Origin of the sequence: Xanthomonas sp. WHRI 8932A (assembly GCF_035012785.1) — a bacterium.
GTDB lineage: Bacteria > Pseudomonadota > Gammaproteobacteria > Xanthomonadales > Xanthomonadaceae > Xanthomonas.
Genome location: NZ_JAYGQQ010000001.1, coordinates 186006 through 212222, shown reverse-complemented (window position 1 = coordinate 212222; position 26217 = coordinate 186006). Strand labels below are relative to the sequence as shown.

The window sequence follows — 26217 nt, the reverse complement described above, 5'->3', positions numbered from 1 at the left end:
CGCGGCCGAGCGCCCACATACGGGGTGACGTTGGGGCGGGCGTTCCGCTTGCCCGGGAACTGCATATGAACCAAGACCACCCCGAATTCGACTCCGAAGACCTGTCCCAGAATCCACCCGAGACCGATCCGCTCAAGGCCGAGATCGAGTCGCTGCGCAGCGAGATCGCGCTGGTCAAGGCCGACGCCCTGCGCGAGCGCGCCGACCTGGAAAACCAGCGCAAGCGCATCGCGCGCGACGTCGAGAACGCGCGCAAGTTCGCCAATGAGAAGCTGCTGGGCGAGCTGCTGCCGGTGTTCGACAGCCTGGACGCCGGGCTCACCGCCGCCGGTACCCAGCCCAGCCCGCTGCGCGATGGCCTGGACATGACCTACAAGCAATTGCTCAAGGTCGCCGCCGATAACGGCCTGACCCTGCTGGACCCGGTTGGCCAGCCGTTCAACCCCGACCAGCACCAGGCGATCAGCCAGGGCGAGGCCGAAGGCATTGCGCCGGGCCACATCGTGCAGGTGTTCCAGAAGGGCTACCTGCTCAACGATCGCCTGCTGCGCCCGGCCCTGGTGGTCGTGGCCAAGCACGACTGATTGGCAGCGCCCGGCTGAACTGCCGGGCGCGCCGTTAGAACACAGATGCGCACAGATGGCTTGAACACCTGCGCGCCACCCCCACATCTCAGCCAGACCCGGCGTCGCCGGACACAGCTACAGAATCATCAGGAGCGTATCCATGGGCAAGATCATTGGTATTGACCTCGGCACCACGAACTCGTGCGTGGCGATCATGGACGGCGGCAAGGCCCGCGTCATCGAAAATTCCGAGGGCGATCGCACCACGCCCTCGATCGTCGCCTACACCAAGGACGGCGAAGTGCTGGTCGGTGCCTCGGCCAAGCGCCAGGCGGTGACCAACCCGAAGAACACCTTCTACGCGGTGAAGCGCCTGATCGGCCGCAAGTTCACCGACGCCGAAGTGCAGAAGGATATCTCGCACGTGCCGTACGGCATCCTGGCGCACGACAACGGCGATGCCTGGGTGCAGACCAGCGATTCCAAGCGCATGGCGCCGCAGGAAATCTCCGCGCGCGTGCTGGAAAAGATGAAGAAGACCGCCGAAGACTTCCTCGGCGAGAAAGTCACCGAAGCGGTAATCACCGTGCCGGCGTACTTCAACGACAGCCAGCGTCAGGCCACCAAGGACGCCGGCCGCATCGCCGGTCTGGACGTCAAGCGCATCATCAACGAGCCGACCGCCGCAGCCCTGGCCTATGGCCTGGACAAGAACGGCGGCGATCGCAAGATTGCGGTGTACGACCTGGGCGGCGGTACCTTCGACGTGTCGATCATCGAAATCGCCGAAGTCGATGGCGAGAAGCAGTTCGAAGTGCTGGCCACCAACGGCGACACCTTCCTGGGCGGCGAAGACTTCGACAACCGCGTCATCGAATACCTGGTGGACGAGTTCAACAAGGATCAGGGCATCGATCTGCGCAAGGACCCGTTGGCGCTGCAGCGCCTGAAAGATGCCGCAGAGCGCGCCAAGATCGAGCTGTCGACCAGTCAGCAGACCGAAGTGAATCTGCCCTACGTCACCGCCGATGCGTCGGGCCCGAAGCACCTCAACATCAAGTTGACCCGTGCCAAGCTCGAAGCGCTGGTGGAAGACCTGGTCAAGAAGTCGATCGAGCCGTGCCGCACCGCGTTGAACGACGCCGGCCTGCGCGCCAGCGACATCAACGAAGTGATCCTGGTCGGCGGTCAGACCCGCATGCCGAAGGTGCAGCAGGCGGTGGCCGATTTCTTCGGCAAGGAACCGCGCAAGGACGTCAACCCGGACGAAGCCGTGGCCGTGGGCGCTGCGATCCAGGGCGGCGTGCTGGCTGGCGACGTCAAGGACGTGCTGCTGCTGGACGTGACCCCGCTGTCGCTGGGTATCGAAACCATGGGCGGCGTGTTCACCAAGATCATCGAAAAGAACACCACCATCCCGACCAAGGCTTCGCAGACCTTCTCCACCGCCGAAGACAACCAGTCGGCCGTGACCGTGCACGTGTTGCAGGGTGAGCGCGAGCAGGCCCGCTTCAACAAGTCGCTGGCCAAGTTCGACCTGTCCGGCATCGAGCCGTCGCCGCGCGGCATGCCGCAGGTGGAGGTGTCTTTCGACATCGACGCCAACGGCATCCTGCACGTGTCGGCCAAGGACAAGAAGACCAACAAGGAACAGAAGGTCGAGATCAAGGCCGGTTCGGGCTTGTCGGACGAAGAGATCCAGCGCATGGTCGCCGACGCGGAAGCCAACCGCGAAGAAGACAAGAAGTTCCAGGAGCTGGTGCAGACCCGCAACCAGGCCGATGGCCTGATCCACGCCACCCGCACCGCGATCACCGAGCATGGCAGCAAGGTCGGTGGCGATGTGATCGGCAAGGTGGAAGCGGCGCTGTCGGATCTTGAGACCGCCATGAAGGGCGACGACAAGGCGCAGATCGACGCGCGCAGCAAGACGCTGGAAGAAGCCGGCCAGTCGCTGTACGCAGCGGCCGCCGCGGCAGAGCAGGGCGGCAACGCCGATGCGGCCAGCGGCAATGCGCAGGCCTCCAAGGCTGCTGATGACGTGGTGGACGCCGAGTTCACCGAGGTCAAGGACGACAAGAAGTAAGCCGTGATTTGGGAGTCGGGTGTGGGGAGGGGCAGGCGCTAAAGCGCATGCCCCTTCCGCCCGATATCCTCTACGCGTCGCGTCGCCAAGGCGGACCAGCAGCATGCTGTCCGCCTTCGCGTTTCAAACGAATCACGAATCACGAACCACGAATCCCCGCTTATGAGCAAACGCGATTACTACGAAGTGCTGGGCGTTGCCCGCGGTGCCAGCGACGAAGAGCTGAAGAAGGCCTATCGCCGTTGCGCCATGAAGCACCACCCGGATCGTAATCCGGGCGACGCTGCGTCCGAGGCGCTGTTCAAGGAGTGCAAGGAAGCCTATGAAGTGTTGTCGGACGGCAACAAGCGCCGCGCCTACGACGCGCATGGCCACGCGGCATTCGAGCACGGCATGGGCGGTGGTGGCGGTGGCGGGCCGGGCGGCCCTGACATGGGAGATATCTTTGGCGATATCTTCGGCAATATTTTTGGCGGTGGCGCCGCCGGTCCGCGCGCTGCGCGACGTGGCGCCGACGTCGGTTACGTACTGGAACTGGATCTGGAAGAAGCCGTCGCCGGCATCGAGCGACGCATCGAGATTCCGACCCTGATCGAATGCGAACCCTGCCACGGCAGCGGCTCGGAAGACGGCAAGGTCGAGACCTGCGCCACCTGTCATGGGCGCGGCCAGGTGCGCATCCAGCGCGGCATCTTTGCCATGCAGCAGAGTTGCCCGCACTGCGATGGCCGCGGCACGCTGATCCAGAACCCGTGCAAGACCTGCCACGGCGCCGGTCGCGTGGAAGAAGACAAAGTGCTGTCGATCAAGGTGCCGGCCGGTGTGGATACCGGCGACCGCATCCGGCTGGCAGGCGAAGGCGAGGCCGGCCCGGCTGGCACACCGCCGGGCGATCTGTATGTGGAAGTGCGCGTGCGCGAGCATGCGATTTTCCAGCGCGACGGCGACGACCTGCATTGCGAAGTGCCGATCCGCATTTCGCAGGCGGCGCTGGGCGACACCGTACGCGTTGCAACCCTGGGCGGTGAAGCGGAAATCCGCATTCCGGCCGAGACGCAGACGGGCAAGTTGTTCCGTTTGCGCGGCAAGGGCGTGCGTTCGGTGCGTAGCCGCAGCGAAGGTGATCTGTATTGCCGCGTCGTGGTCGAAACGCCGGTCAACCTCACCGCCGATCAGCGTGAGTTGCTGCAGCAGTTCGAGGCAACCTTCACCGGTGAGGATGCGCGCAAGCATTCGCCCAAGTCGGCCACCTTCATCGATGGCGTCAAGGGCTTCTGGGATCGCATGACGTCGTAAGCGACGTCATGGGCAGTGGGGAAGCTGTCGAACAAAAGTACGCCTACGCCTGCAGGGAGCAGGCGTGGACGTTGAGCGAGGCGAATGAGGAAAAGACAGCTTTCCTTCGCCCGATCGAAAGCGCTCCTGCAGCGACATCCTTTTCTTGTGGCGAGAAGCGCTACACGAACGACATCCTTCTCGCTCGGAAGAACTGCCACAAGAGCGTTCGAAACAAACTGCCAGAACGAAGCAAGCTGCCAGAAGCTTGCTCGCAGGAAAGTACCAGACTCTCCCTCGCAAGAAAGTGCCAGAAGAACAACATCCTTCTCCCCTCGGGAGAAGGTGCCCGAAGGGCGGATGAGGCTGCGGCGTAACGATCGCCAACGCCTAAGCGATCGGCAACTTGGCCTTGCTCCGGTGCAGCCGGCCATCAATAGAGATATCCAAGTGACAACGCTTCGGGCTGACCTCCGTGCAGGCCCGCGCCTCACTCACCTCACGCGCGGCAGTGCCCAGCACTCTTGATCGAATCGCTGCGCGATGCCGCAAACTGCATCTGAGCCACTGACACCATCCCGACGCTGAGCCGATACCCGCTCACTCAGCGCGGTCGCGCCTCGTCAGATCGCAACGTCTGCAAAACCTGCAGAGAATGCGCAGCGCTGAAGCGTTTGGCTCTCACGTCTGCGTCACCGAAACGGCGTGAATGTCAGCGCCATCCAGATCGCATCTAGTCAACGCGCGTCGCACTACACATCGCGCGCCTCCAAACACGCCACGCGCTCACGCATTGCGGCAGATAATGGGGCTCTCCTCTCACGACGGCGCCTCCCATGAGCGATGCAACCGACAGTCATCTCGTCCACGGTCGCCGCCAGCGCCCGGATGGTCCTTCGCCGATCGATGTGATCTCGGTGCAGTCGCAGCTGGTCTACGGCCATGCCGGCAATAGCGCTGCCGTGCCGCCGCTGCGCGCGCTCGGATTACGTGTGGCCGAAGTGCCGACCACCGTGCTCAGTAACGCGCCGTTCTACGCGACCTTGCGCGGCCGTATCTTGCCGGCCGACTGGCTGGCCGATCTGTTGCTCGGCGCCACCGAACGCGGCCTGCCGCAGCGGGCGCGCATGCTGGTCTCCGGCTATTTCGGCAGCCTGGCCAACGGCGAAGCATTCGCCGATTGGCTGGAGCAGACACTGCCGCAGGCGCCGCAGCTGCGCTATTGCCTGGATCCGGTGATCGGCGACACGCACACCGGCCCCTACGTCGAGCCGGGCCTGGAGCGGGTGTTCGCCGAACGCTTGCTACCGCATGCCTGGCTGGTCACGCCCAATGCGTTCGAGCTGGGACGCTTGACCGGTATGCCCAGCCTGGAGCAGGACGACGCCATCGCTGCGGCACGCGTCCTGCTCGCACGCGGCCCGCAATGGGTGCTTGCGCACAGCGTTGCCGGTGCAGCAGGCGAATTGGTGACCTTGGCGGTCAGCACTGATGCGGTGTATCGCTGGGCCAGCCCGCATCTGCCGGTCGACGTGGCCGGCACCGGCGATGTGTTGATGGCGCTGTTGATCGGCTTTCTGCTGCGTGATGTGCCGTTTGAGCAGGCGGTGGGACACGCGCTCACCGGTGTGCACAGCGCGCTGGAGGCCACGCTGGCGGCAGGTTACGAAGAGTTCGATGTGCTGGCCGCCGCTCCGGCCGCGCTTGCGGCACTGCCGCGCTTTGCCGCTGAGCGCCTGGCATGAGTGCGCAGCCGGTCGTCGGCATCGTCGGCATTGCCGGCGCCTACGGGCGCTGGCTGGTGCAGTTTTTGCGCACCCGCATGCAGCTGGAGGTGATCGGCTTCGATCCTGCAGTCAGCGGCGACATCGACGAAGCCACCCTGGCGCAGCGTGCGGATGTGCTGATTTTTTCTGCGCCGATTCGCCACACCGCCGCGTTGATCCAACGCTATGTGGAACTGACCGGCGCACGCGCTGCATCGCAGCTGTGGATGGACGTCACTTCGATCAAGCAGGCGCCGGTCGCTGCGATGCTGGCGTCGCAGGCAGACGTGGTCGGCCTGCATCCGATGACCGCGCCGCCGAAATCGCCAACCTTGAAGGGACGAGTGATGGTGGTCTGCGAAGCGCGCCTGCAGCATTGGTCGGCGTGGGTGCAGACCTTGTACGCGGCACTCCAGGCAGAGTGCGTTTACGCCACGCCCGAGCACCACGACCGGGTGATGGCCTTGGTGCAGGCGATGGTGCACGCCACTCATTTGGCGCAGGCCGGCACCTTGCGCGACTACGCACCGCTGCTGGGCGAATTGCAGGCATTGATGCCGTATCGCTCCGCGTCGTTCGAACTCGACACGGCAGTGATCGCGCGAATCCTCTCGCTCAATCCATCGATCTATGAAGACATCCAGTTCGGTAACCCCTACGTCGGCGAAATGCTCGACCGCCTGCTGTCGCAGCTGCAGCAGTTACGCGCGCTGGTGGCGCAAGGCGACGACGCGGCGCGCGCGCAGTTCCGCAGTCAGTTCCTGGACGCTAACGTGCAGGCCCTGCAACACACCGCATTGGCCGCGGGCAACTACACCTACGAGCGCGTTGGCTATTTGCTGGCCGATCTCACCGAACCGCTGACCTTGAGCGTGTATCTGCCCGAAGACCAGCCCGGTTCGCTACGCGCGCTGCTGCATGTCTTCGAACGGCACGGGGTAAATCTGTCCTCGATCCATTCCTCGCGCACACCGGTAGGCGAGCTGCATTTCCGGATCGGATTCGAAGAGGGTAGCGATCTTCAGTCATTGGCGGAAGCAGCGAACGAGATTGATTCGAGCGGCATCGGGCGCGTACTGGAGCGTCCAGAGCTGGGAAAGTGATTGCGGAAGGAAGATGTCTGCGGCAGTCCGTTGCTTCAAGAGGCTAGGGCGGCTTGCGGTGTGCAGTGCTTGTAAAGCGGAAGTATCTTGCGCATTGATTAATGCATCTTCCGCGGCGGCCTGGTTTCCCAGCAGCAGTCGGTACCTGGTCTTTGTGTGAGCTTTGCTCGATGCGTTTTTCAATTCGCTTTCCAGCATCGCCAGCGCGTTACGCTCGATCACCCTCGACATTGGCTGGTCTGCGCTTAGCGTTCCGGGGCAAAGCCCGCCACGGTGGTTGTGTTAAGGGCGTATGCCTGGGAATGGGTTACTGTGCCGCAGAAGCAGATGATTACGGTTCTTCAGTACAACCCTCTTACTATTCACTCAAGTCGATGCCTTCTCGTGACACGGATGAATCCAGATCTCATGCCATGAATGTATTCGTGAAAATTCTTACCGTTCTAGCGAGCGTTGTAGCTGGGGCAATGGCTAGCGTCGTTATAGCGAGTACTTATGTGAGTGCCACCTATTCGTGCCTGCCGGCTCCCGGCGAGCCGTGTGATGCTGGTGGTTATACGGGTCTGAGCATGGCTATCCTTTTGACCCCTGTGCTCAGCATGCTTTTTGCTTTGTTCGGCTATTGGTTGATCGTGCGCTATCAACGTCAATTGGATGCCGAGTAATTCATCAGGCCAATCGCTCCGCGGTGCCGCCGTTATCAGTGTTCATACACACAGAGGTTTCAATGGATTTGCAGCAGCGTGCGCATCTGGTACTGGATGGCAAGCCAAGCCCTCATTGGGTCGACTCACTTCGGGCGCTAGCATCAAAATGGCCGCATTAAAATTTGAAGCAAAAATCGTCACCACCGCAAATCTTGATGGTGAGTTCCTTGTAGTCGGTTTCGCGGATCAGGAAGCAGGTGCCGAGGTCTACCTCGTACTTCAGCGCGGCTTGGATTTCGATGAGCAGGACGTGGTACATGGTATGGACACATATCACGTTGAGTGGTGTGGCCAAGAACACTCCCGTTACGGCGGTATCTCCAAGTTTTCGCTGCAGTCGAACCATGCCGATATCAGGTTTGCTCCAGATGCAGTACAGGCATTCGGTGGCATGGACGCTCTCACCATCTTCTTCCAGTTGACAGCTTCCAAGCATTTGGAGCTGCGACAAACGCTAGAGCATATCTTTGAGGGAACTGGCTGCCTCGTCGTGGCCGATGCCTGAAATTTTATTCAGTTAGCGGCATCTCGATGCGCGCTTCGCGCCTCATGTCTCCCATGGGGGATAGCCGATGTTCACCTGTCTCTTTCAAGCTGTACAGCGCGCAAAAGGATGCCCTGCAGGGAGAGGTCGCCCAACCAGTAAAAACACCTGATGTCGAAGGGGGCGGTCCTTTGTTCCTTCTTGGACACAAGCGAAAATTTCATCCACACGGGGTGTGGATGAAAGTTGCACAAGCATGTGGATAACCGGGCGCAGCCCTTGCAAGGCAAGGGCTGGTGTCTGGGTGGTCAAAAAATGACCAGGTGCGGCTCAGAGCGTGGAAAGTCGCAGATCGCCGCCTTCGGTGACGAAGCGCTGGCCCTGTCGTTGCAGGTGACGGCCATCCGGGAGTTCATAACGCGGCGCAGGTTGCGTGCCCGGGCCAGTTGACTGCTCGTCGCGGAATTCGATGACGACGTATGGCTCGCCATCTGCGCCGATCGCGGGAAATTGCCGAAAAGACATATGCACCTCCGAAGGATCCAAGGTTGCCTTGCGGGTCATCATGCCCGCACCGCCAGCAGTTGGCTGACAGACCGAGCATGCGCACGCAGATGTTACTCAGGCGTCATCGTGCGATGAGGGGGCAGGGCGCAGGTCGAGTTCGCCATGCGGCGTCGACTCTCCGATTTTAGTGATCGCTCGCAATGCAGCGCAGTCGTTCGCAAGGTCACGGCCGCTCGATGCCCGCAAGCGACGCAGCATCACACTCGGCAGCGCAGCAGCAAGCCGAAAGTCGTGCATGTTTCTGCCGATGTCGGTCTGAATACCCGTAACAAATAGTCAGCAACGGCCCCGGCCCAGCTTGTGGCATCGCCAAGGATGCGAGTTGAAACCTCCTGGGTCTGCACGCGACGCAACTCGCTGCGGCGCAGGATCCGACATGTGCAGGCGTGGACTAGCGCAGACGCAACGCGTCAACGATTTAACGACTTAACTGCAACGCATCCCGGTCAGCGGTAGCCGCTGCCAACTCTGCGCGCGCCGACGCAATCCGCGCCTGTGCATCGATCAAACGCACGCGTGCATCGTTGGCAGTTTCTTCGCGCTGGTTGACCAGGAAGAAATCGCCCGAGCCCAGCTCGAAGCGTCGCCGTTCGGCGACGGCCAGGCGGTCGGCGAGGCCGCGTTCTTCGTCGGCCATCTTGGCCAGCCGCTCGGCAGCGTTGAGCGAGATCACGATGGACTCCACCTCCACCGAAATCTGGTCGCGCAGGAAGCGGCTGCGCTGATCCAGTGCTTCGATCTCCGCGCGCGCCTCGGCAACGCGGCCTTTGGCGGAACGGTTCTCCAGCGGCACGCTAAAACGAAAGCCGATGATTGCATCGGTCGGCGAGCGGTTCGGCCCGCCCACGCCGGGGTCGCCCAGGTCTTTGCTGACTTCGAAACTCACATCCAGCCGCGGCTTCAGGTCGTTCTGCGCCAGCATCAGCCGCGCAGTGGCTTGATCGATGCGGGTCAGCACGGCGCGGTAATCGGGCCGCTCCACCGGCGCAGTGATCTTGTTGGCACCGGCCAGTCCTTCCAGCGCCGAGGTGTCGGCCGGCAGGCGCTCGGTGGAGACGATCAGCGGCATGCCGGCGTCGTCGCGCAGATACAGCGACAAGGCATTGGCGGCATTGGCGAAATCCTGCTCGGAACGCACCACCAGCGCGCGCCGGCGCACCAGGTTCTGGTCGTTTTCGGTCAGCAGAATGGTGGGGCGCGCACCAAGCGTCACCTGCCGCGAAATCGCGTTGCGGCGCTGCTCTGCCAACGCCAGCAGGTCGTTGTAAGCACGTAGCTTCAAACCGGCCGCCACCCAGTTTTGATAGGCGTCCACAGCGCGCCGCTGCACGCCGATCGCTACCATCTCCGCTTCGTACTGCGCCACGTTGATGTCGGCGCTGGCAACGCTGCGGCGGGTACGGCGCTCGTCCACAACGCGGTCGCGCAACAGCGCGTACAGCGCGCCGACCTTCACTTCGCCACCGCGGTCGGTATACGACTTGTCTTCGTAGACCGGGAACGACCCTCGCGAGGACCGGTAGCCGCCGTAGTAATAGCCGCCGTTGTTCTCGAACGGCCGCTTGACGCCACTTTCGATGCTGCTGCCGTCGTAGTAGCCGGCCTCGCGCGAGCGGCCTTCGATATCGAACACGGTGTCGAACGCGCCGTCGGCCGAGATTCCCTTGCCTTCGGCCTGACGGACTTTCGCCAGCGCTTCGACGATCTGCGGCGCAGAGCGGGCCGAGGACTGCAGCACTTCGTCCAGGCTCAGTGGCGCGGCTTGGGCGAAGGCCGCACCGGGGCACAGTGCGATCAGCAGGACAATCAGACCGCGCATCATTTCTTGCCCGTCGCGTCGTCTTCGGACTTGTCGCCGGCGGGCTTGGCCTTGCCATCGCCCTGCGTGGTCGCGGCAGGGCGCCGGCCGAATTCCAGCGGGAAATTGTTGAGCTGGCGCCACAGTTCGTAGCCCACCCGCACCGTCTCGCCCAGCACCCAGCCGCGCACCTTGCCGCCCTGGCGGGCGAATTCCTGTGCCGGCCACGCCGGCTTGCCCGGCGCAGGTTCGACCAGGATGCGGAACAACCCATCCGGCGCGGCGTTGGGGTCGATCGCGCGCACGCGGCCATCGAACATGCCGTGCGCCACCGACGGCCAGCCGCTGAACTGGATCGCCGGCCAGCCTTCGAACTCCAGCCGCACCGGGCGGCCGGGACGAATCAACGGCACGTCGCGGCCATCGATGTACAGCTCCACGGCACGCTCCACGCGTTCCGGCGCGATCACTGCCAACACCGTGCCCGGCGAGACCATGGCGCTGCCGCTGGCGGCGTTGAGTTGCTGCACACGGCCATCGCGCGGCGCGCGCACCAGCTGCGCGGACTGACGATTCAACTGGATGTCGATGCGGGTCAACTTGGCGCGCGATTCGGCCAACTTGGCATCTGCTTCGGCCACCTTGATCTGGGTCAGCTCGTAATCGCGGCGGCCGGCCAGCCCTTCGGCAAGCAATTGCCGGCTGCGCTCCACGTCGATGCTGGCGACCGCGCGCGATTGCTGGATGGCGGTAATTTCCGCCGCGACCTGCGCGCGCTCGCTGGCCAGTCGGGTCAGCAGATCCGGGTCGAGGTCACCGACACGCGCGATCGGGTCGCCCTTGGACACGTGCTGGCCGTCGTGCACATACCAGCGCTCGACGCGGCCGGGCACGAAGGCGGTGACCTGCTGCTGGCGATCGCCTGGGTCCAGCGAGACCACCTGGCCCTTGCCGCTGGCAGTCTGTACCCACGGCGCGAACGCCAGGATGGCGCCTGCGATGGTGACGCCGAGCAACAGCATCCACGCCAGTACCTTGGCGATGCTCGGTGGCCGCATCGAGGCCAGAGTGGGGAAGTGCGCGATCCGATCAGGGGCGTGCTGCATTGGTTGCCTCCTGGGTGGATGCGATGAGTTCGGCGCGCGTGGCGTAGCGTTGCTGGAGCTCGGGTTCCAGACGGAACCAGCCATCCAGGGCGATGTCTTCCGGCCTGCCGGTGCACAGCAGCACCGTGGTGCCGGCCTCCTTCAAGCGCCCCAGCACGCGGGTCAGGCGTTCTGCGGGCAGCAGATCGTAGAGCTGCGACAACATCAGCACGCGAGGGCGCACCAGCAAGGCGTTAGCCAGCTTCAAGGCCATCACGTCGCCGATCCACAGCGGGTAGCCGGATGCGGCAAGTCGCGTGTCTAGGCCCTGCGGCAGCGCGGCGATGCGTGCGCGCAGCCCCACCGTGTCGATTGCTTCCAGCATCGCTTCGGAGCTCACGTCTGCCGAGGCCATGGACAGATACTCGCGGATGGTGACTTCGACAATCGTCGGTCGGTCGAGCACGGTGACTTCCGAGCGCAACAGGTACATGTCGAAGGTAGCCAGGTCCGCGCCACCCACCATTACCAAGCCGCGATCCGGCACCACGTGGCGCTTGAGCACCATCGCCAGCAGCCGCTCGGCGCCGCCATCGGCCAGCGTCACCAGCTGCTCGCCGGCTTCCAGGGCGAAATCGAAACGCGCCCCTTCGATCATCACTCCATCCAGCCGCACCGCGCTGTTACCGGGGATCTTGCCGGCCGCCACCACGGCGCGTTCCTGCGGAATGGCGTACAGCAGCGACAATTCTTCCGCGCTGGCAACCAGATCGTAGAAGGTGTCCAGATAGGCGCCGAGTTGCGCGATGCCATAGAACACCGCGCTCAGGATCAGCTCGGCGGCCACCAGTTGGCCAATCGACAACTCGCCGCGCAGGATCAGGCTGCCGCCCAGGGCCAACAACGCCGCGCTGGCGACCGCGTAGACCAGCAGGAAGGCCACGGTCTGGGTGAAGCTGTAGCGGAAATGGCGCCGGTGCCGGTCGACGTAGGCGGCAGTCACGGCCTCGGAGCGATCCATCGCAAAGTTGAGATGGCGGCTGGATTTGTAGAAGCCGTTGGAGCCGCCGACGCTTTCCAGCCAGTGCGCGGCATTGTGCTTGGCGTGGCTGAGTTCGACCGCGGTGCGGATCGAGCCGCGCGACCAGATCATCCAGATCGCAAAGATGATCAACAGCAGCAAGGCGTTGAAGGCCAGGAAAAACGGGTGGTAGAAGCTGGTGAGGATCAAGCCGACCGCCGATTGCAGCACGATGGTGAAGGCGCCGATCGCCAGGCTGGGTACCGCTTTTTGCACCACGACCAGATCGAAGTAGCGATTGAACACATCGCCACGGTTCTGGTCGGCGAAGAAGGGGTTCTGCGCATGCACTGCGCGCACCGTAATCTCGGCCACCACGCGCGCGAACAGGCGGCGCTCGAACAGCGCCATCACCCACACCCGCATTGCGCTCAGGCACGCCACCAGCAGCAGGAGCCCCAGCAGCAGGCCCGACAACGTCCACAGCGGCGCAGGCAGCGCGGTATTGGCGACGCTGTTGATCAGCAGCTGCACCGAGATGGGCGTGGCCAGCGACAGCAGGCTGATCGCCACGCCGTACACCAGGGCCAAACGCACATACGGCATGTCCGGCCCGACGATTTCCGCCAGCCAGCCCACCGCTTCCCGCCATCCGATCCGCTTTGCCGCCATTGAACTTCCATTGATGAGTTCAGTGAAGCATTGACGAGTTGCCGCTATAGGACAAGGCCGGAGCGCTTATCCGTTGTATAGGATTTTCCTATGCGGCTGCCGCGCGCAGCAGATCTGCGATCAAACCGAACGCTGGCGCGCGCCCCGCACCTTGCCGCCACAGCAGCCCGATCTCGCGGTAATAGCGGCCGCCCTTGATCGGGCGCACCACTACATCGTCGCCTTCGCGGATTTCCTGACGCACGTACAGCTCCGGCAGCAGGGCCAGACCCATGCCCATGCCGGCCATCTGTCGGATCGCATCCAGACTCGTTCCTTCGTAATCGCGCAACACATGGGCGCCGACTTCCATCGCGATGGCGGCCACCTGTTCGGCCAATCGGTATTCCGGCATCAAGGTCAGCAGGTTGGCACCGCGCAGATCGGCAGGGGTGATGTAGCGTTTGCTACGCAGCGGGTGATCGGCGGCCATGGTCACGTGCAGCGGTTCGCGGAACAGCCGCTCGCTGTGCAGGCTGCTCCCGGCCACCGGCAATTGCGCCAGGATCAGATCGTGCACGCCGTTGGCCAGGTCGCGGGCGAGCACGGTCGGCAGGCCCTCGCGCACGTGCACGCGCAGCGCCGGGTGCTCGCGGTGCAGTCGTGCGACCAGGCTGGGCATCAGGTAGGCGCCCAGCGTGGGCGAGACACCGAGCCGGATGGTGCCGATCAGCGTGTCGGTCGAGGTCGTGCGTACTTCTTCCAGATCGGTCACGTCGAGCAGGATGCTGCGCGCGCGGTCGAGCAGGTCGCGCCCGAGCGGGGTCAGGATGGCCGGGACGCCGCGCTCGAACAACGGCGCACCGATGATGGTTTCCAGTGCGCGGATCTGTTGCGACAGCGAGGGCTGCGACACGCCCATCTGCTCGGCAGCACGGGTGAAGCTGCCGGTATCGGCCAGTGCGACGAAGTAACTGAGTTGGCGAAGAGTGGTCTTGGGGCGGGGCATGGTCGCATCGGTACGTCGGGTCGCTCGGAGTCGCACTGCCGGCGAGGCCGGTGAGCGAGCGTGTGGCCCGCAGTGGGCATCAACCGGGCGTCATTGATCGATGAATTGCAGCCGCGCCAGCTCGGCGTACAGGCCACCTTCGGCGATCAACTGCGCATGCGTGCCCTGCGCCACGATACGGCCGGCATCCATGACCACGATGCGGTCGGCCTTGAGCACGGTTGCCAGGCGGTGCGCGATGACCAGGGTGGTGCGGCCCTGCATCAATCGGTCCAGTGCCTGCTGCACGGCGCGCTCGCTCTGGGCATCCAGTGCGCTGGTGGCTTCGTCCAGCAGCAGGATGGGCGCGTCCTTGAGTAAGGCACGTGCGATTGCCACACGTTGCTGCTGGCCGCCGGACAGGCGCGTACCACGCTCGCCCAGCTCGCTGGCATAGCCTTGGGGCAGGGCGCGGATGAAGACATCGGCTTCTGCTGCGGCCGCTGCCGCTTCCACCTCGGCATCGCTGGCCTCCAGGCGGCCGTAGCGGATGTTGTCGGCGGCACTGGCGGCAAACAGGGTCGGTTGTTGCGGGACCAGTGCGATGTGCTCGCGCAAGCGCACCGGGTCGGTCTGGCGCAGGTCCACTTCGTCGATGCGCACGCTGCCGCTGGCGGGGTCGTGGAAGCGCAGCAGCATCGCCAGCACCGTGCTCTTGCCGGCGCCGGACGGGCCGACCAGGGCAACGGTTTCGCCGGGGCTGACATGCAAGTCGAATCCATCCAGCGCCGGTGCGTCGGGGCGCTGCGGATAATGAAACATCACCTGGTCGAAATGAATCGCCCCGCGTAGCGGCTGCGGCAAGCGCATGGACGTGGCCGGCGCCACGATCGCCGACTGTTCGTCGAGCAGTTCGCCAACCCGGCCCATGCCGCCGGCGGCGCGCTGCAACTCGTTCCACACCTCGGCCAGCGCGCCGACCGAACCGCCGCCGATCAACGCATACAGCACGAACTGGCCCAGCGTGCCGGGCGTCATGCGCCCGGACACCACGTCGTGCGCGCCCAACCACAGCACGCCAACAATGGCACCGAAGATCAGCATGATCGCAATGGCGGTGACGCCGGCCTGGGTGCGGATGCGCAGCCGCGCAGTATCGATCGCCGCAAACAACGCCTGGCTGAAACGCTGACTCTCGTAGCGCTCGCGCGCATGCGCCTGCACGGTGCGGACCGCGCCGAGCGTTTCGGCCGCCAGCGTATTGGCGTCGGCCACGCGATCCTGGCTGGCGCGCGAAATCTTTTGCAGCCGGCGCGCGCCCAGCACGATCGGCAGCACCGCCAACGGAATGCCGATCAGCGTGAATCCGGCCAGGCGCGGGCTGGTGACGAGCAACATCACCATGCTGCCGATCACCGTCACCGAGCTGCGCAACGCCACCGACATGGTGTTGGCGATCAGCCCGCGCAACAGCTCGCTGTCGGCCGACAGCCGCGACACCAGCTCGCCGCTGCGGCTGCGATCATGAAAACCGGCGTCCAGGCTGATCAGGTGCGCATACAGACGGCCGCGCAGATCTGCGACGACTTTCTCGCCCAGCAACGCCACGAAGTAAAAACGCGCTGCGGTCGCCAGGGCCAGCACCACGGCCACCACAAACAACAATGCGAAGGCCTGGTTGATCTGCGTGCCGCCGGAGAAGCCGTGGTCGATCATGCGCTTGACCGCTGCCGGCAGGCTCAACGTGGCCGCGGAGGACACCGCGAGTGCGATCAGCCAGGCGGCAAACAGGCCGCGCTGGCGTTGCACGAACGGCCACAAGGTGCGCAGACTGCCAAGCTTCCGCAATGGGTTGGGCCTGGCGGCGGCTGGCTGAGTCATGCGGCTTCCGGTGTTGAGAGATGGACACGATTGCGAGTGGCGTCGCACAGGCGGGTTTTCAAGCCAGCCAGCTGATCTGCAGGCAGCTGCACGCGTAACGCTGCGCCTTGGGCGTCGAAGTGTTCATCCAGCTTGTCGACATGGAACGCGACAAGCGCCGCGTGCACCAGCCCCAGATCGTCGAACTGGCATTGCAGGTCGAGCAGGGTCAGCGCAACCAGCGGGCGCCGCGTGGCCAGGCGCAGGCATTCGGCGGCCGTGCCGCCGTAAGCACGTACCAGCCCACCGGCACCGAGCTTGATCCCGCCATACCAGCGCGTCACCACCACCACCACGCGATCGAAGCCTTGGCCATCGATGGCTGCCAGAATCGGCCGCCCCGCCGTGCCGCTGGGCTCGCCATCGTCGCTGGAACGGTACTCCTGCCCGAACCGGTAGGCCCAGCAGTTGTGCGTGGCATCCGGCACCGACACGCGCTGCACGATCTCCAGCGCCTGCGCGGAAGATTCGAGTGCAGCAGCATGGGCCAGAAAGCGACTGTGCTTGATGTCCAGGCTGTGGTGCGCGTCAGCGGCGAGGGTATCGAGCATCGTCGCCATTCTATGCGAGGCGGCGATGTCGGTTGCTGCAGTCAGCGTGACTGCCGTTGCAAGCTGGCAGATCGGGGCGACTGGGGCGTGGTGGTGCTGTAGCGATGCACCGTTGCTGTGCGTCGGACGTTGGCGACCGACGTCGCGCCTGGCAGATGTTCGGGCGCACGCGTTTGCCCGGTATTAGCGTGAGCATGCGTTCGCTGAGTCGATGCGCGTTACTGCCGCGCGCGCTTGTAGAAAGCGACGCGCGTTGCGGCCGCGTGGGCCAGGGGTGTCTTCGATTACACCAGCGTGGAGCGGCGCTTCTCGTCGATCCACTTGGATGCCTGCGCCGGGGTGTAGTGCTGCATCCACTCCAGCATCTGCTCCATGTCGTCGCCGTACCACAGGTCGGCGCGTTGATCCGGATGCAGGAAACGTTCTTCCACCATGCGATCGATCATGCCGATCAGTGGCGCATAGAACCCTGCGATATCCAGGAAGGCGCACGGCTTGTTGCCGATGCCGAGCTGGCGCCAGGTGAGCATCTCGAAAATCTCTTCCATGGTGCCGAAGCCGCCGGGCAGGGCGACGAAGGCATCGGACAGCTCGAACATGCGCATCTTGCGCTCATGCATCGAGCCGACCACTTCCAGCGTGGTCAGCCCGCGATGCGCCACTTCCCAATCGGCCAGCTGCTGCGGAATCACGCCGGTGACTTCGCCGCCGGCGGCCAGTACCGCGTTGGCCACCGTGCCCATCAAGCCGACGTTGCCGCCGCCATAGACCAGACGCAGGCCCTGTTTGGCGATGCGATCGCCCAGCGCCATGGCGCGCTCGACATAGACAGGCTTGTTGCCGGCATTGGAGCCGCAGTAGACGCAGATTGATTTCATCGGGGATCAGGGAGTCGGGAATCGGGAGTTGGGAATAGGTCAAAGCAAATATAGAAGCCAGAACGCATGACGCCGGACCTAGGTCCGGCGTCAGCATGAGGAGTGAGGTGATGGGACCGCTTTTACGATTCCCGATTTCCCCACTCCCGATTCCCGGCTTAATTGGCCTTATGGATCGCGCGCTTGCTCACCGCCATCGCGGCGTCGTGGATCGCTTCGGACAAGGTCGGATGCGCGTGGCAGATACGCGCCAGGTCATCGGCCGAGCCGTTGAATTCCATCGTCAGCACACCTTCGTGCACCAGCTCGGAGACGCCCACGCCCACCAGGTGCATGCCCAGCACGCGGTCGGTTTCGGCATCGGCGATCACCTTGACGAAGCCGGCCGGCTCGCCCATGGCCACCGCACGGCCGATCGCCGCGAACGGGAAGCTGCCAGCCTTGTAGGCCACGCCCTCGGCCTTGAGCTGCTGCTCGGTCTTACCGACCCAGGCAATCTCCGGCTCGGTGTAGATCACCCACGGAATGGTGTCGAAGTTGACGTGACCCGGCAGGCCGGCGATCAGTTCAGCCACCGCGATGCCTTCCTCGAAACCCTTATGCGCCAGCATCGGCCCGCGCACGCAGTCGCCGATGGCCCACACGCCGTCGACGCCGGTATGGCAATGACCATCGACCTCGATCTGGCCGCGGTCGGTCATCTTGACGCCGGTGCCGTCGGCCAGCAGGTTCTTGGTCGCGGCCTTGCGGCCCACGGCCACCAGCAGCTTGTCCACGGTGAGGGTCTGCTCGCCTGCGGCGTCGGTGTAGCTGAGCACCACCTGCTTGGCATCGCCGCTACCGGTGATCTCGGTCTTGCCGACCTTGGCACCCAGCTTGATGTCCAGGCCCTGCTTCTTGAATTCCTTCAGCGCGGTCTTGGCCACTTCGGCATCGGCCAGTGCCAGGAAGTCCGGCAGCGCTTCGAGGATGGTGACCTCGGCGCCCAGACGCTTCCACACGCTGCCCAGTTCCAGGCCGATCACGCCGGCACCGATCACTGCCATGCGCTTGGGCACAGAGGTGAAATCCAGGCCGCCGACGTTATCGACGATGGTGTCGCCGTCGAACTTGGCAAACGGCAGTTCGATCGATTCCGAACCGGCCGCGAGGATGACGTTGGTGCCCTTGAGCTCGATCTCGCCGCCTTCGTGCTGGGCGACCTTGACGATATTGCCCGGCAGCAACTGGCCGAAGCCGTAGTACGGGGTGATCTTGTTGGCCTTGAACAGCATCGCGATGCCGCCGGTGAACTGCTTCACGATCTTGTCTTTGCGACCGATCATGGTGGGCACGTCCATCTTGGCATCGTTGAAGCTGATGCCGTGGTCGCCGAACAGGTGACCCATGTTCCAGAACTGGCGCGAGGAATCCAGCAGCGCCTTGGACGGAATGCAGCCCACGCGCAGGCAGGTACCGCCCAGGGCGGGCTTGCCGTCCTTGCCGAGTGCCGCGTCGATGCAGGCGACCTTCATGCCCAGCTGGGCCGCGCGAATCGCCGCGTGATAGCCGGCCGGGCCGGCACCGATGACGACGACGTCGTAGTTTTCAGCCATTTTAGCAATTCCTTGATTCGTTCTCCTTCTCCCGGAGGCGGGAGAAGGTGGCGCGAAGCGCCGGATGAGGGAGGGCGGCAGCGGCCGACGATGGCGCGGCCCTCACCCCAACCCTCTCCCGCAGACGGGAGAGGGAGCGATGGCTCACAGGCCGAACAGCATCCGGCCCGGGTTTTCCAGCTGATTCTTGATGTCGACCAGGAACTGCACCGAATCCTTGCCGTCGATGATGCGGTGGTCGTAAGACAGCGCCAGGTACATCATCGGCGCGATCACGACCTGGCCGTTCTCGGCGATCGGACGTTCCTTGATCGCGTGCATGCCCAGGATTGCGCTCTGCGGCGGGTTGATGATCGGGGTGGACAGCAGCGAGCCGAAGGTGCCGCCGTTGGTGATGGTGAACGTACCGCCTTGTAGATCGTCCAGGCCCAGCTTGCCGGCGCGCGCCTTGGCGGCGTAGTCGGCGATGCCCTGTTCGACTTCAGCGAACGACTGGCGCTCGACGTTACGCAGCACCGGCGTGACCAGGCCCTTCTCGGTGGAGACGGCGATCGAGATATCGCTGTAGCCGTGATAGATGATGTCGTCGCCATCGATCGAGGCATTGACCAGCGGGAAGCGCTGCAGCGCGTTGGCGGCGGCCTTGACGAAGAAGCTCATGAAACCGAGCTTGATGCCGTGCGCCTTCTGGAACTCGTCCTGCAGTTCCTTGCGCGCGGCCGACACCTTGGCCAGGTTCACTTCGTTGAAGGTGGTCAGCATCGCGGTGGAGTTCTTGGACTCCATCAGACGCTTGGCGATGGTCTTGCGCACGCGGGTCATCGCCACGCGCTCTTCCGGACGGGCGCCAGAGGCCTTGCCCACGCCACCGGCTTTGGCGAAGTTGACGATGTCTTCCTTGGTCACCGCGCCGCGGCGGCCGGTACCGTCGACCTGCGACGGATCCACGCCCTGGGTGATCGCGGAAAAACGCGCACCCGGGGGAAGCGAATCGGCAGCGGACTTCGACGCACTCGGCGCAGCGGCAGCAGCCGGTGCCGGGGCGGCTGCGGGAGCTGCTGCAGCGGCGGCCGGTGCGTCGGCCTTCTTCTCTTCGGCCGGAGCCGCGGCAGCAACGGCGCCTTCTTCGATGATCGCCAGAAGCTGGTTGCTGGTGACCGTGCTGCCGGCTTCGAACTTGATTTCCTTCAACACGCCGTCGACAGGCGAAGGAACTTCCAACACGACCTTGTCGGTTTCCAGGTCGACCAGATTCTCGTCGCGCTTGACCGCTTCACCGGCCTTCTTGTGCCAGCTGGCGATGGTGGCGTCGGAAACGGATTCGGGCAGTACCGGAACTTTGACTTCGGTGGCCATTCGGGGAGCGTCCTAGGGTTTTCGTTCTTTGGGGAAGAGGAGTTATTCAGCGACTTGGTCGTTGAACGGATTGAGGAGCGCATCGGCGACCAGCGTTTGCTGTTCGACGATGTGGTCGGCCATGTGGCCGGCGGCAGGCGAGGGCGAACGGACACGGCCGGCGTAATGCAGGCTTTGACCGCCGGCCAGGCAGAAATTGAGGTGATGGCGGATCTGGTACCACGCACCCTGGTTCTGCGGCTCTTCCTGACACCACACCACGTCGGTGGCGTTGGCATAGGCCTTGAGTTCGGCGGCCAGCTGCGCACGCGGGAACGGATACAGCTGCTCCACGCGCAGGATTGCAACGTCGTCCTGGCCGCGCTTGGTCTGGTCTTCGAGCAGGTCGTAATAGACCTTGCCCGAGCACAGCACCACGCGCTTGACCTTGCCGGCATCGGCCTTGGCATCGGGAATCAGATGCTGGAACTCGCCATCGGCCAGTTCTTCCAGGCTCGACACCGCCAGCTTGTGACGTAGCAGCGACTTGGGCGTCATCACCACCAGCGGCTTGCGGGTGGTCATGCGCATCTGGCGACGGATCATGTGGAAGCACTGCGCCGGTGTGGTCGGCACGCACACCAACATGTTCTCCAGCGCGCACAGCTGCAGGAAGCGCTCCAGACGCGCGGAGCTGTGCTCCGGGCCCTGACCTTCGTAACCATGCGGCAGGAACAGCGACAGGCCCGCGATGCGGCCCCACTTGGCTTCACCGGCAGCGATGAACTGGTCGATCACCACCTGCGCGCCGTTGGCAAAGTCGCCGAACTGCGCTTCCCACACGCACAGCGCGTTCGGGTCGGTGGTGGAGTAGCCGTATTCGAAGCCCATCACCGCTTCTTCGCTGAGCAGCGAATCGATGATGGTGGCGTCTTCGGGGTTCTCGACCAGCTGCCGCAGCGGCAGGTAGTAGTTGTCGTTCTTCTGGTCATGCAGGATCGCGTGACGGTGGAAGAACGTACCGCGACCGGCGTCCTGGCCGACCAGACGCAGCTTGTGGCCTTCGGCCAGCAGCGTGGCGTACGCCAGGTTTTCGGCAAAGCCCCAGTCGCCTAGCTGATTGCCGGCGGCCATCTTGACGCGGTCGTCGTAGATCTTGGCGACGCGGGCATGCAGCTCCACGCCTTCGGGAATGGTGGTGATCAACTTGGCCAGACGATCCAGCTGATCGCGCTTGACGCGCGTATCCACCGGATCGGCAGCAGTACCGACCAGGTACTTGGACCAATCGATGGCGAATTCGTCCGGCTTGCGCGTAGCCAGTTCGGTGGTGTATTCGCCCGAATCCAGCTTGTTGCGGTAGCCGTCCACCAGCGCCTTGGCCTCGTCGGCGCTCAGCACACCATCGCTTTCCAGCTTGGTCGCATACAGCTCGCGGGTGGTCTTGTGCTTGCGGATGGTCTGGTACATCACCGGCTGGGTCGCTGCCGGTTCGTCGGCTTCGTTATGGCCCCAACGGCGGTAGCAGACCAGGTCGATGACCACGTCTTTCTTGAACTGCTGACGGAATTCGTAGGCCAGCTTGGACACAAACATCACCGCGTCCGGGTCGTCGCCATTCACGTGGAAGACCGGCGCGCCGATCATCTTGGCCACGTCCGTGCAGTAGAGCGTGGAACGGGCATCGTCACGCGTACTGGTGGTGAAGCCGATCTGGTTGTTGATGACGATATGCACCGTGCCGCCGACCGCGAAACCGCGCGCCTGCGACATCTGGAACAGCTCCATCACCACGCCCTGGCCGGCGAATGCGGCATCGCCGTGGATCAGGATCGGCAGCACGGTCTTGCGTTCGGCATCGCCGAAGCGTTCCTGACGCGAACGCACGCTGCCGACCACGACCGGGTCGACGATTTCCAGGTGCGAGGGGTTGAACGCCAGCGCCAGATGCACCTGGTTGCTGTCGCCCACCGCGATATCTGCCGAGAAGCCCATGTGGTACTTGACGTCGCCGGTGTGCGCGCGGTCGTCGTGGGCATGCTCGAACTTGCCTTCGAACTCGTCGAACAGCTTGCGCGGGTTCTTGCCCAACGTATTGACCAACACGTTGAGGCGGCCGCGGTGAGCCATGCCGATCACGATGTCCTTGACCTGGTCCTTGCCGGACTGGTGGATGATCGCGTCCATCATCGGAATCAGCGCATCGCCGCCTTCCAGCGAGAAGCGCTTCTGGCCGACGTACTTGGTGTGCAGGTAGCGCTCCAGGCCTTCGGCGGCGGTGAGCCGCTCCAGCGTGCGCTTACGGCTGGCCGCATCGCCTGCGATCTTGCCGCCGGCATCTTCCAGGCGCTTGTAGATCCACTGGCGCTGGTCAAATTCCTGGATGTGCATGAACTCTGCGCCGATGCTGCTGGCGTAGGTCGCCTTCAGGCGGGCCAGCAGATCTTTCAGCTTCATCCGCGGCTGACCACCGACACCGCCGGTGCTGAACTCGCTGTCCATGTCAGCCTGCGACAGGCTGTGGAAGGGCAGGTCCAGATCGGGCGGGTTGACCGGCGGGGTAAGCCCCAGCGGGTCGAGCTGCGCACCGAGGTGGCCGCGTGCACGGTAGGCGGTGATCAGACGGCCGACATTGCGCTCGCGCTCGTCGCTGGCGCCCGCGCCGGTACCGGCATTGGCGGCCTGTTTGGACGCGCTGAGAATGTGGGCAATGGCCGCCGAATGCGGTACATCACCGGCATCGCGACCTTGGAAGCCGTCGAAATAACTCTTCCACTTCGGATCGACACTGTCCGGGGCGACGAGGTACTGCTCGTACAGATCCTCGATATAGGCGGCGTTGCCGCCGGCGAGCTGCGATGACTGCGCGAACTGCTTTAGGAGATTATCCACGATGGTAAGTCGGGTCTGCTGTGGGGATGATTGTGCGGAAGCGGCAGGGCGAGTTGCCCTATCGGTCGGTCTCAAATCTCGAAAAATTATACCCCCTTGCGCTTGTGAGGGGGCGTCTGCGAGCTGACCGGCGGGGTAGACCAATTGGTCGGGCGCCTACGTGCGAGGGGCGCTACGGTGTCAGATGCCAAGCGCGCGTGGTTCGTTCCAGAGCGCGCTGCGCTCCCATATCTGCGCGAATTCGCGCGTTAGCTGGCGGCTGCGCGCCGCACCGGACAGCCAGGTTTCGCCATCGTCGAAGCGGTGACCCGTTGGACGAAAGTAGTAGGCGTCGTCGCCGATCACATAGGCCGACGCATAGCTGGTATCTACCGGATCGCTGACCGCGCGGAACCGGAACACACTGGGCAGGCGCTGGGCCAGGCGCAACATCGCACTGCTGCTGGCGGCGGCGCTGGCAGTGTCCTGCACCAGCACCTGCACGCGTTTGTCGTGGCGGGCGGTGGCGAAGCGGCGCAGTGCCTCGAGCACCGCAGCGTTGTCGAACAATTGCGGATCCAGCGCGCGGGTATAGATCAGCACCTGCCGACGTGCGCTGCACAGCAGGCCGGTGGTGGCAGCCAGGGCCGCGGCGAGGTCGTCCACTGCCATCGGGCCGTCGAGCCGGCGATGCAGGGGCGTGCCGGGCGCAGCACCGGCATCGGTGGTGCGCTCGTGAGGAGAATACGGGGGGAGTTCGGGTAAAAAGCCGAGCCGTGCGAACACGGCCTCGGCGTTTGCGGTGACGCGGGCGTGCAGACTGGGCCAGCCACGTTGAGTTGCGGCATCCACCGCTGCGGCGAGCAGCTGGTCCGACAGCCCGCGACGCCGCCAGTCCGGCAGCAGGCCGAGCCGGTCGATGCGGCGATCCGGCGTCACGCGCACCGAGCCGACCAGTTGGCCGTCATCGGTGCGCGCGGCCAAGTGCAGGCTGAGCGGGTCCAGCGCATCCCACTCGGCATCGTGGGCGTTGCCCGCGATGTCGGTCGTGCAGGCCTGCCGCAGCGCACGCAGGGCCGCGGCATCGGATGCCGGGTCCAGCGACACGATTTGCGGCCTGCCGTGCGGGCTCATGCGCGCTCCGGGGTCTCGTCGTCGTTGCCGTCTTCGCCGATGTCCGAAGCGTCTGTGCTGCCATCTTCGTTCTGCGCGGTGTCGGCGATGTCGGCCGGGCTGTCTGCGTCGTCCGCCACCGCCTCGACATCGGCATCGGTATCGATGGCGTCGTCTGCGTCCGCGCTGTCGGCGTCGTCCTGAGTGTCGTCGTGGTCTGCCGACACGGTGAGCACATGCGCTTGGTCGTCGTCGATGTCTTCGTGCGCGTCGTCATGGGCGCGCTGGTAATGGCCTTGCGCCAGCAGCTCCAGCACCACCTCGCGGCCGCGTGCGCTCAGCTGCGCGTAAAGCCCGCCATCGATTTCTTCGGCCGCCGCCAGACGCGCCGCGTCCTTGGCCGACAACGCAAATTCCAGGCCGCTGCAAAACAGCGTAGCGCCGCGCTTGGCACGCCGCCAGGCCAGCCGCGACCAGGGGTGGCGATACAGCACCACGCCTTCTTCCAGCGCCTGTTCGACCGCTTCGCGCGGGATCGGCTCGGGCGCCGGCACCACGTCGCCGGAGGCGCGATAGGTGGTCATGAACCGGCCGAACCAGTCCCCCAGGCGATCCGGGTCGTTCATGCGCAGCGCATTGAGCGCTTCGACCACGCGGTTCATCGCGGTGACGTCGATCTCGTACGGGTCGGCCGGCACCTTGAGGTCTTCGTCGTGATAGCGCACCGACTCGTCGGCATCGGCGATCAGGGTATCCAGGTAATCGCCGATCAACTCGGCCGAGGACGGTGCGCGGGTGCCGATCGAGAAGGTCAGGCAGGCGTCTTCGGCCACGCCGTGATGCGGCACCAGCGGCGGCAGATACAACATGTCGCCCGGACCCAGCACCCAGTCGTGGGTTGGCTTGAACTCGCGCAGCAGCTTGATGTCGACGTCGTCACGGAACGCCAGCGGCGTGGGCTTGCGGCCTTGCGAGGTGCGTGCGTCGATCTGCCAGCGGCGATGGCCCTGGCCCTGCAGCAGGAACACGTCGTAATGGTCGACATGCGCGCCGACCGAGCCGCCGGTGGCGGCAAAACTGATCATGATGTCGTCGATGCGCCAGCGCGGCAGAAAGCGGAACTGCTCCAGCAGTGCGCGCACGTCGGCGTCCCACTTGTCCACGTCCTGCACCAGCAGCGTCCAATCGTGATCGGGCAGGCCGGGGAAGTCGGTTTCCTGGAACGGGCCGGTACGCACGCTCCAGCCGTCGGTGGCGCGGTCGTGGCTGATCAGGCGTGCCAGCACGCCGTCTTCGCAGGCCAGGCCAGCCAGATCTTCCGGCTGCAGCGGCGAGGCGAAATCTGCGAAGGCATTGCGGATCAGCAGCGGATGCTTGTGCCAGTAAGTGCGCAGAAAGCGCTCCACCGGCATGCCCAGCGGCTGGCCTGGACGGGCCTGGACTTCGATGACGGGAGGGTTTGCCTTGCGTGCAGCCATGGGGAGTCCTTGCAGGTGTCGATGGAATACTGGGGCGCGGGCAGGGCCGGCGCAGATGTCTTATTGTCCGATGCCTGCGCCGGATCTGCACCTGCGCGCGGGGCTGGCAACAGGCAATGCTTCAGGGACGTGGTGGTTCGGTCTGCGCGGTGCCGGCGACTGGCGATCACGTCAAGACGTGCTGCAGTGGTGTTCGGGCGGTACAGCGTGCTTGCCGTGAAGCCTGATGGGGTGCGTGGACGGCTTCGCGGCCAGGGCCGCTCCTACAAAAGCAGGGCGCGCTGACAAGAGCAGGGCGCCCTGAGCCATTGGTGGTGAAAGCTACACGTTGCGGGTCTCGCCACGTTCATAGCTTGCTGTGCGCGGCCCCACAGGCCGC

Annotated in this window: 19 protein-coding genes and 1 pseudogene; 7 read left to right on the top strand and 13 right to left on the bottom strand. The window is 64.4% G+C overall.

Going from position 1 to position 26217, the window contains the following annotated elements; genetic code table 11:
• Window positions 1-65: 65 nt before the first annotated feature.
• The 7 genes from grpE (at window position 66) to VC212_RS00905 (ending at window position 8008) form a co-directional block, all read left to right on the top strand.
• Window positions 66-584, top strand: a complete 519-nt coding sequence (gene grpE / locus VC212_RS00935; protein ID WP_055844911.1) for a nucleotide exchange factor GrpE — start codon at window positions 66-68, stop codon at window positions 582-584.
• 142 nt (window positions 585-726) lie between these two features.
• Entirely contained in the window at window positions 727-2652 is a 1926-nt protein-coding gene (gene dnaK / locus VC212_RS00930; RefSeq protein WP_055844909.1) for a molecular chaperone DnaK, read from the top strand.
• Window positions 2653-2814: 162 nt separating this feature from the next.
• A complete protein-coding gene (gene dnaJ, locus VC212_RS00925) occupies window positions 2815-3948 on the top strand; it encodes a molecular chaperone DnaJ (RefSeq protein WP_055844906.1) in 1134 nt (377 codons plus the stop codon).
• A gap of 815 nt (window positions 3949-4763) precedes the next feature.
• Window positions 4764-5672, top strand: a complete 909-nt coding sequence (gene pdxY, locus VC212_RS00920; RefSeq protein WP_323514094.1) for a pyridoxal kinase — start codon at window positions 4764-4766, stop codon at window positions 5670-5672.
• Entirely contained in the window at window positions 5669-6796 is a 1128-nt protein-coding gene (locus tag VC212_RS00915) for a prephenate dehydrogenase (RefSeq protein WP_323514093.1), read from the top strand. Before pdxY ends, VC212_RS00915 begins: the two co-directional genes overlap by 4 nt.
• 413 nt (window positions 6797-7209) lie before the next feature.
• Window positions 7210-7461, top strand: a complete 252-nt coding sequence (locus VC212_RS00910; RefSeq protein WP_323514092.1) for a hypothetical protein — start codon at window positions 7210-7212, stop codon at window positions 7459-7461.
• A 148-nt stretch (window positions 7462-7609) separates the two neighbouring features.
• Window positions 7610-8008, top strand: a complete 399-nt coding sequence (locus VC212_RS00905; protein ID WP_323514091.1) for an Imm10 family immunity protein — start codon at window positions 7610-7612, stop codon at window positions 8006-8008.
• A 309-nt stretch (window positions 8009-8317) separates the two neighbouring features.
• Here VC212_RS00905 and VC212_RS00900 read toward each other — a convergent pair whose 3' ends face one another.
• The 13 genes and pseudogenes from VC212_RS00900 to VC212_RS00840 all read right to left on the bottom strand — a co-directional run.
• On the bottom strand, window positions 8318-8512 hold the full coding sequence (locus tag VC212_RS00900) for a hypothetical protein (protein ID WP_323514268.1): 195 nt from the start codon (window positions 8510-8512) through the stop codon (window positions 8318-8320).
• Window positions 8513-8972: 460 nt separating this feature from the next.
• Window positions 8973-10376 (bottom strand): TolC family protein, encoded by a 1404-nt coding sequence (locus VC212_RS00895; protein WP_323514090.1) that lies wholly within the window; start codon window positions 10374-10376, stop codon window positions 8973-8975.
• Complete coding sequence (locus VC212_RS00890) at window positions 10373-11458, bottom strand: HlyD family efflux transporter periplasmic adaptor subunit (protein WP_115527489.1); 1086 nt, start codon at window positions 11456-11458, stop codon at window positions 10373-10375. The genes VC212_RS00895 and VC212_RS00890 overlap by 4 nt, the downstream gene beginning before the upstream one ends.
• Complete coding sequence (locus tag VC212_RS00885; protein ID WP_323514088.1) at window positions 11442-13130, bottom strand: ABC transporter ATP-binding protein; 1689 nt, start codon at window positions 13128-13130, stop codon at window positions 11442-11444. The genes VC212_RS00890 and VC212_RS00885 overlap by 17 nt, the downstream gene beginning before the upstream one ends.
• 88 nt (window positions 13131-13218) lie before the next feature.
• Entirely contained in the window at window positions 13219-14118 is a 900-nt protein-coding gene (locus VC212_RS00880; protein WP_115584409.1) for a hydrogen peroxide-inducible genes activator, read from the bottom strand.
• Window positions 14119-14208: 90 nt separating this feature from the next.
• On the bottom strand, window positions 14209-15978 hold the full coding sequence (locus VC212_RS00875) for an ABC transporter transmembrane domain-containing protein (RefSeq protein WP_323514087.1): 1770 nt from the start codon (window positions 15976-15978) through the stop codon (window positions 14209-14211).
• Window positions 15975-16577 (bottom strand): YigZ family protein, encoded by a 603-nt coding sequence (locus VC212_RS00870; RefSeq protein WP_323514085.1) that lies wholly within the window; start codon window positions 16575-16577, stop codon window positions 15975-15977. The genes VC212_RS00875 and VC212_RS00870 overlap by 4 nt, the downstream gene beginning before the upstream one ends.
• Before the next feature lie 275 nt (window positions 16578-16852).
• Window positions 16853-17446 (bottom strand): TIGR00730 family Rossman fold protein, encoded by a 594-nt coding sequence (locus tag VC212_RS00865; protein ID WP_055844869.1) that lies wholly within the window; start codon window positions 17444-17446, stop codon window positions 16853-16855.
• A 158-nt stretch (window positions 17447-17604) separates the two neighbouring features.
• Entirely contained in the window at window positions 17605-19041 is a 1437-nt protein-coding gene (lpdA, locus tag VC212_RS00860; protein ID WP_323514084.1) for a dihydrolipoyl dehydrogenase, read from the bottom strand.
• A gap of 144 nt (window positions 19042-19185) precedes the next feature.
• Window positions 19186-20397, bottom strand: coding sequence for a dihydrolipoyllysine-residue succinyltransferase (gene sucB, locus VC212_RS00855; protein ID WP_055844863.1), 1212 nt, complete (start codon window positions 20395-20397; stop codon window positions 19186-19188).
• A 42-nt stretch (window positions 20398-20439) separates the two neighbouring features.
• Window positions 20440-23343 (bottom strand): 2-oxoglutarate dehydrogenase E1 component, encoded by a 2904-nt coding sequence (locus VC212_RS00850; protein ID WP_193552568.1) that lies wholly within the window; start codon window positions 23341-23343, stop codon window positions 20440-20442.
• A gap of 105 nt (window positions 23344-23448) precedes the next feature.
• The gene (locus VC212_RS00845) at window positions 23449-24381 is read right to left on the bottom strand and encodes a GNAT family N-acetyltransferase (protein WP_323514083.1); all 933 of its coding nucleotides are present in this window, start codon (window positions 24379-24381) and stop codon (window positions 23449-23451) included.
• A gap of 92 nt (window positions 24382-24473) precedes the next feature.
• Window positions 24474-25838 (bottom strand): annotated as a pseudogene (locus VC212_RS00840) (cupin domain-containing protein); the annotation flags it as partial.
• Window positions 25839-26217 lie beyond the last annotated feature (379 nt).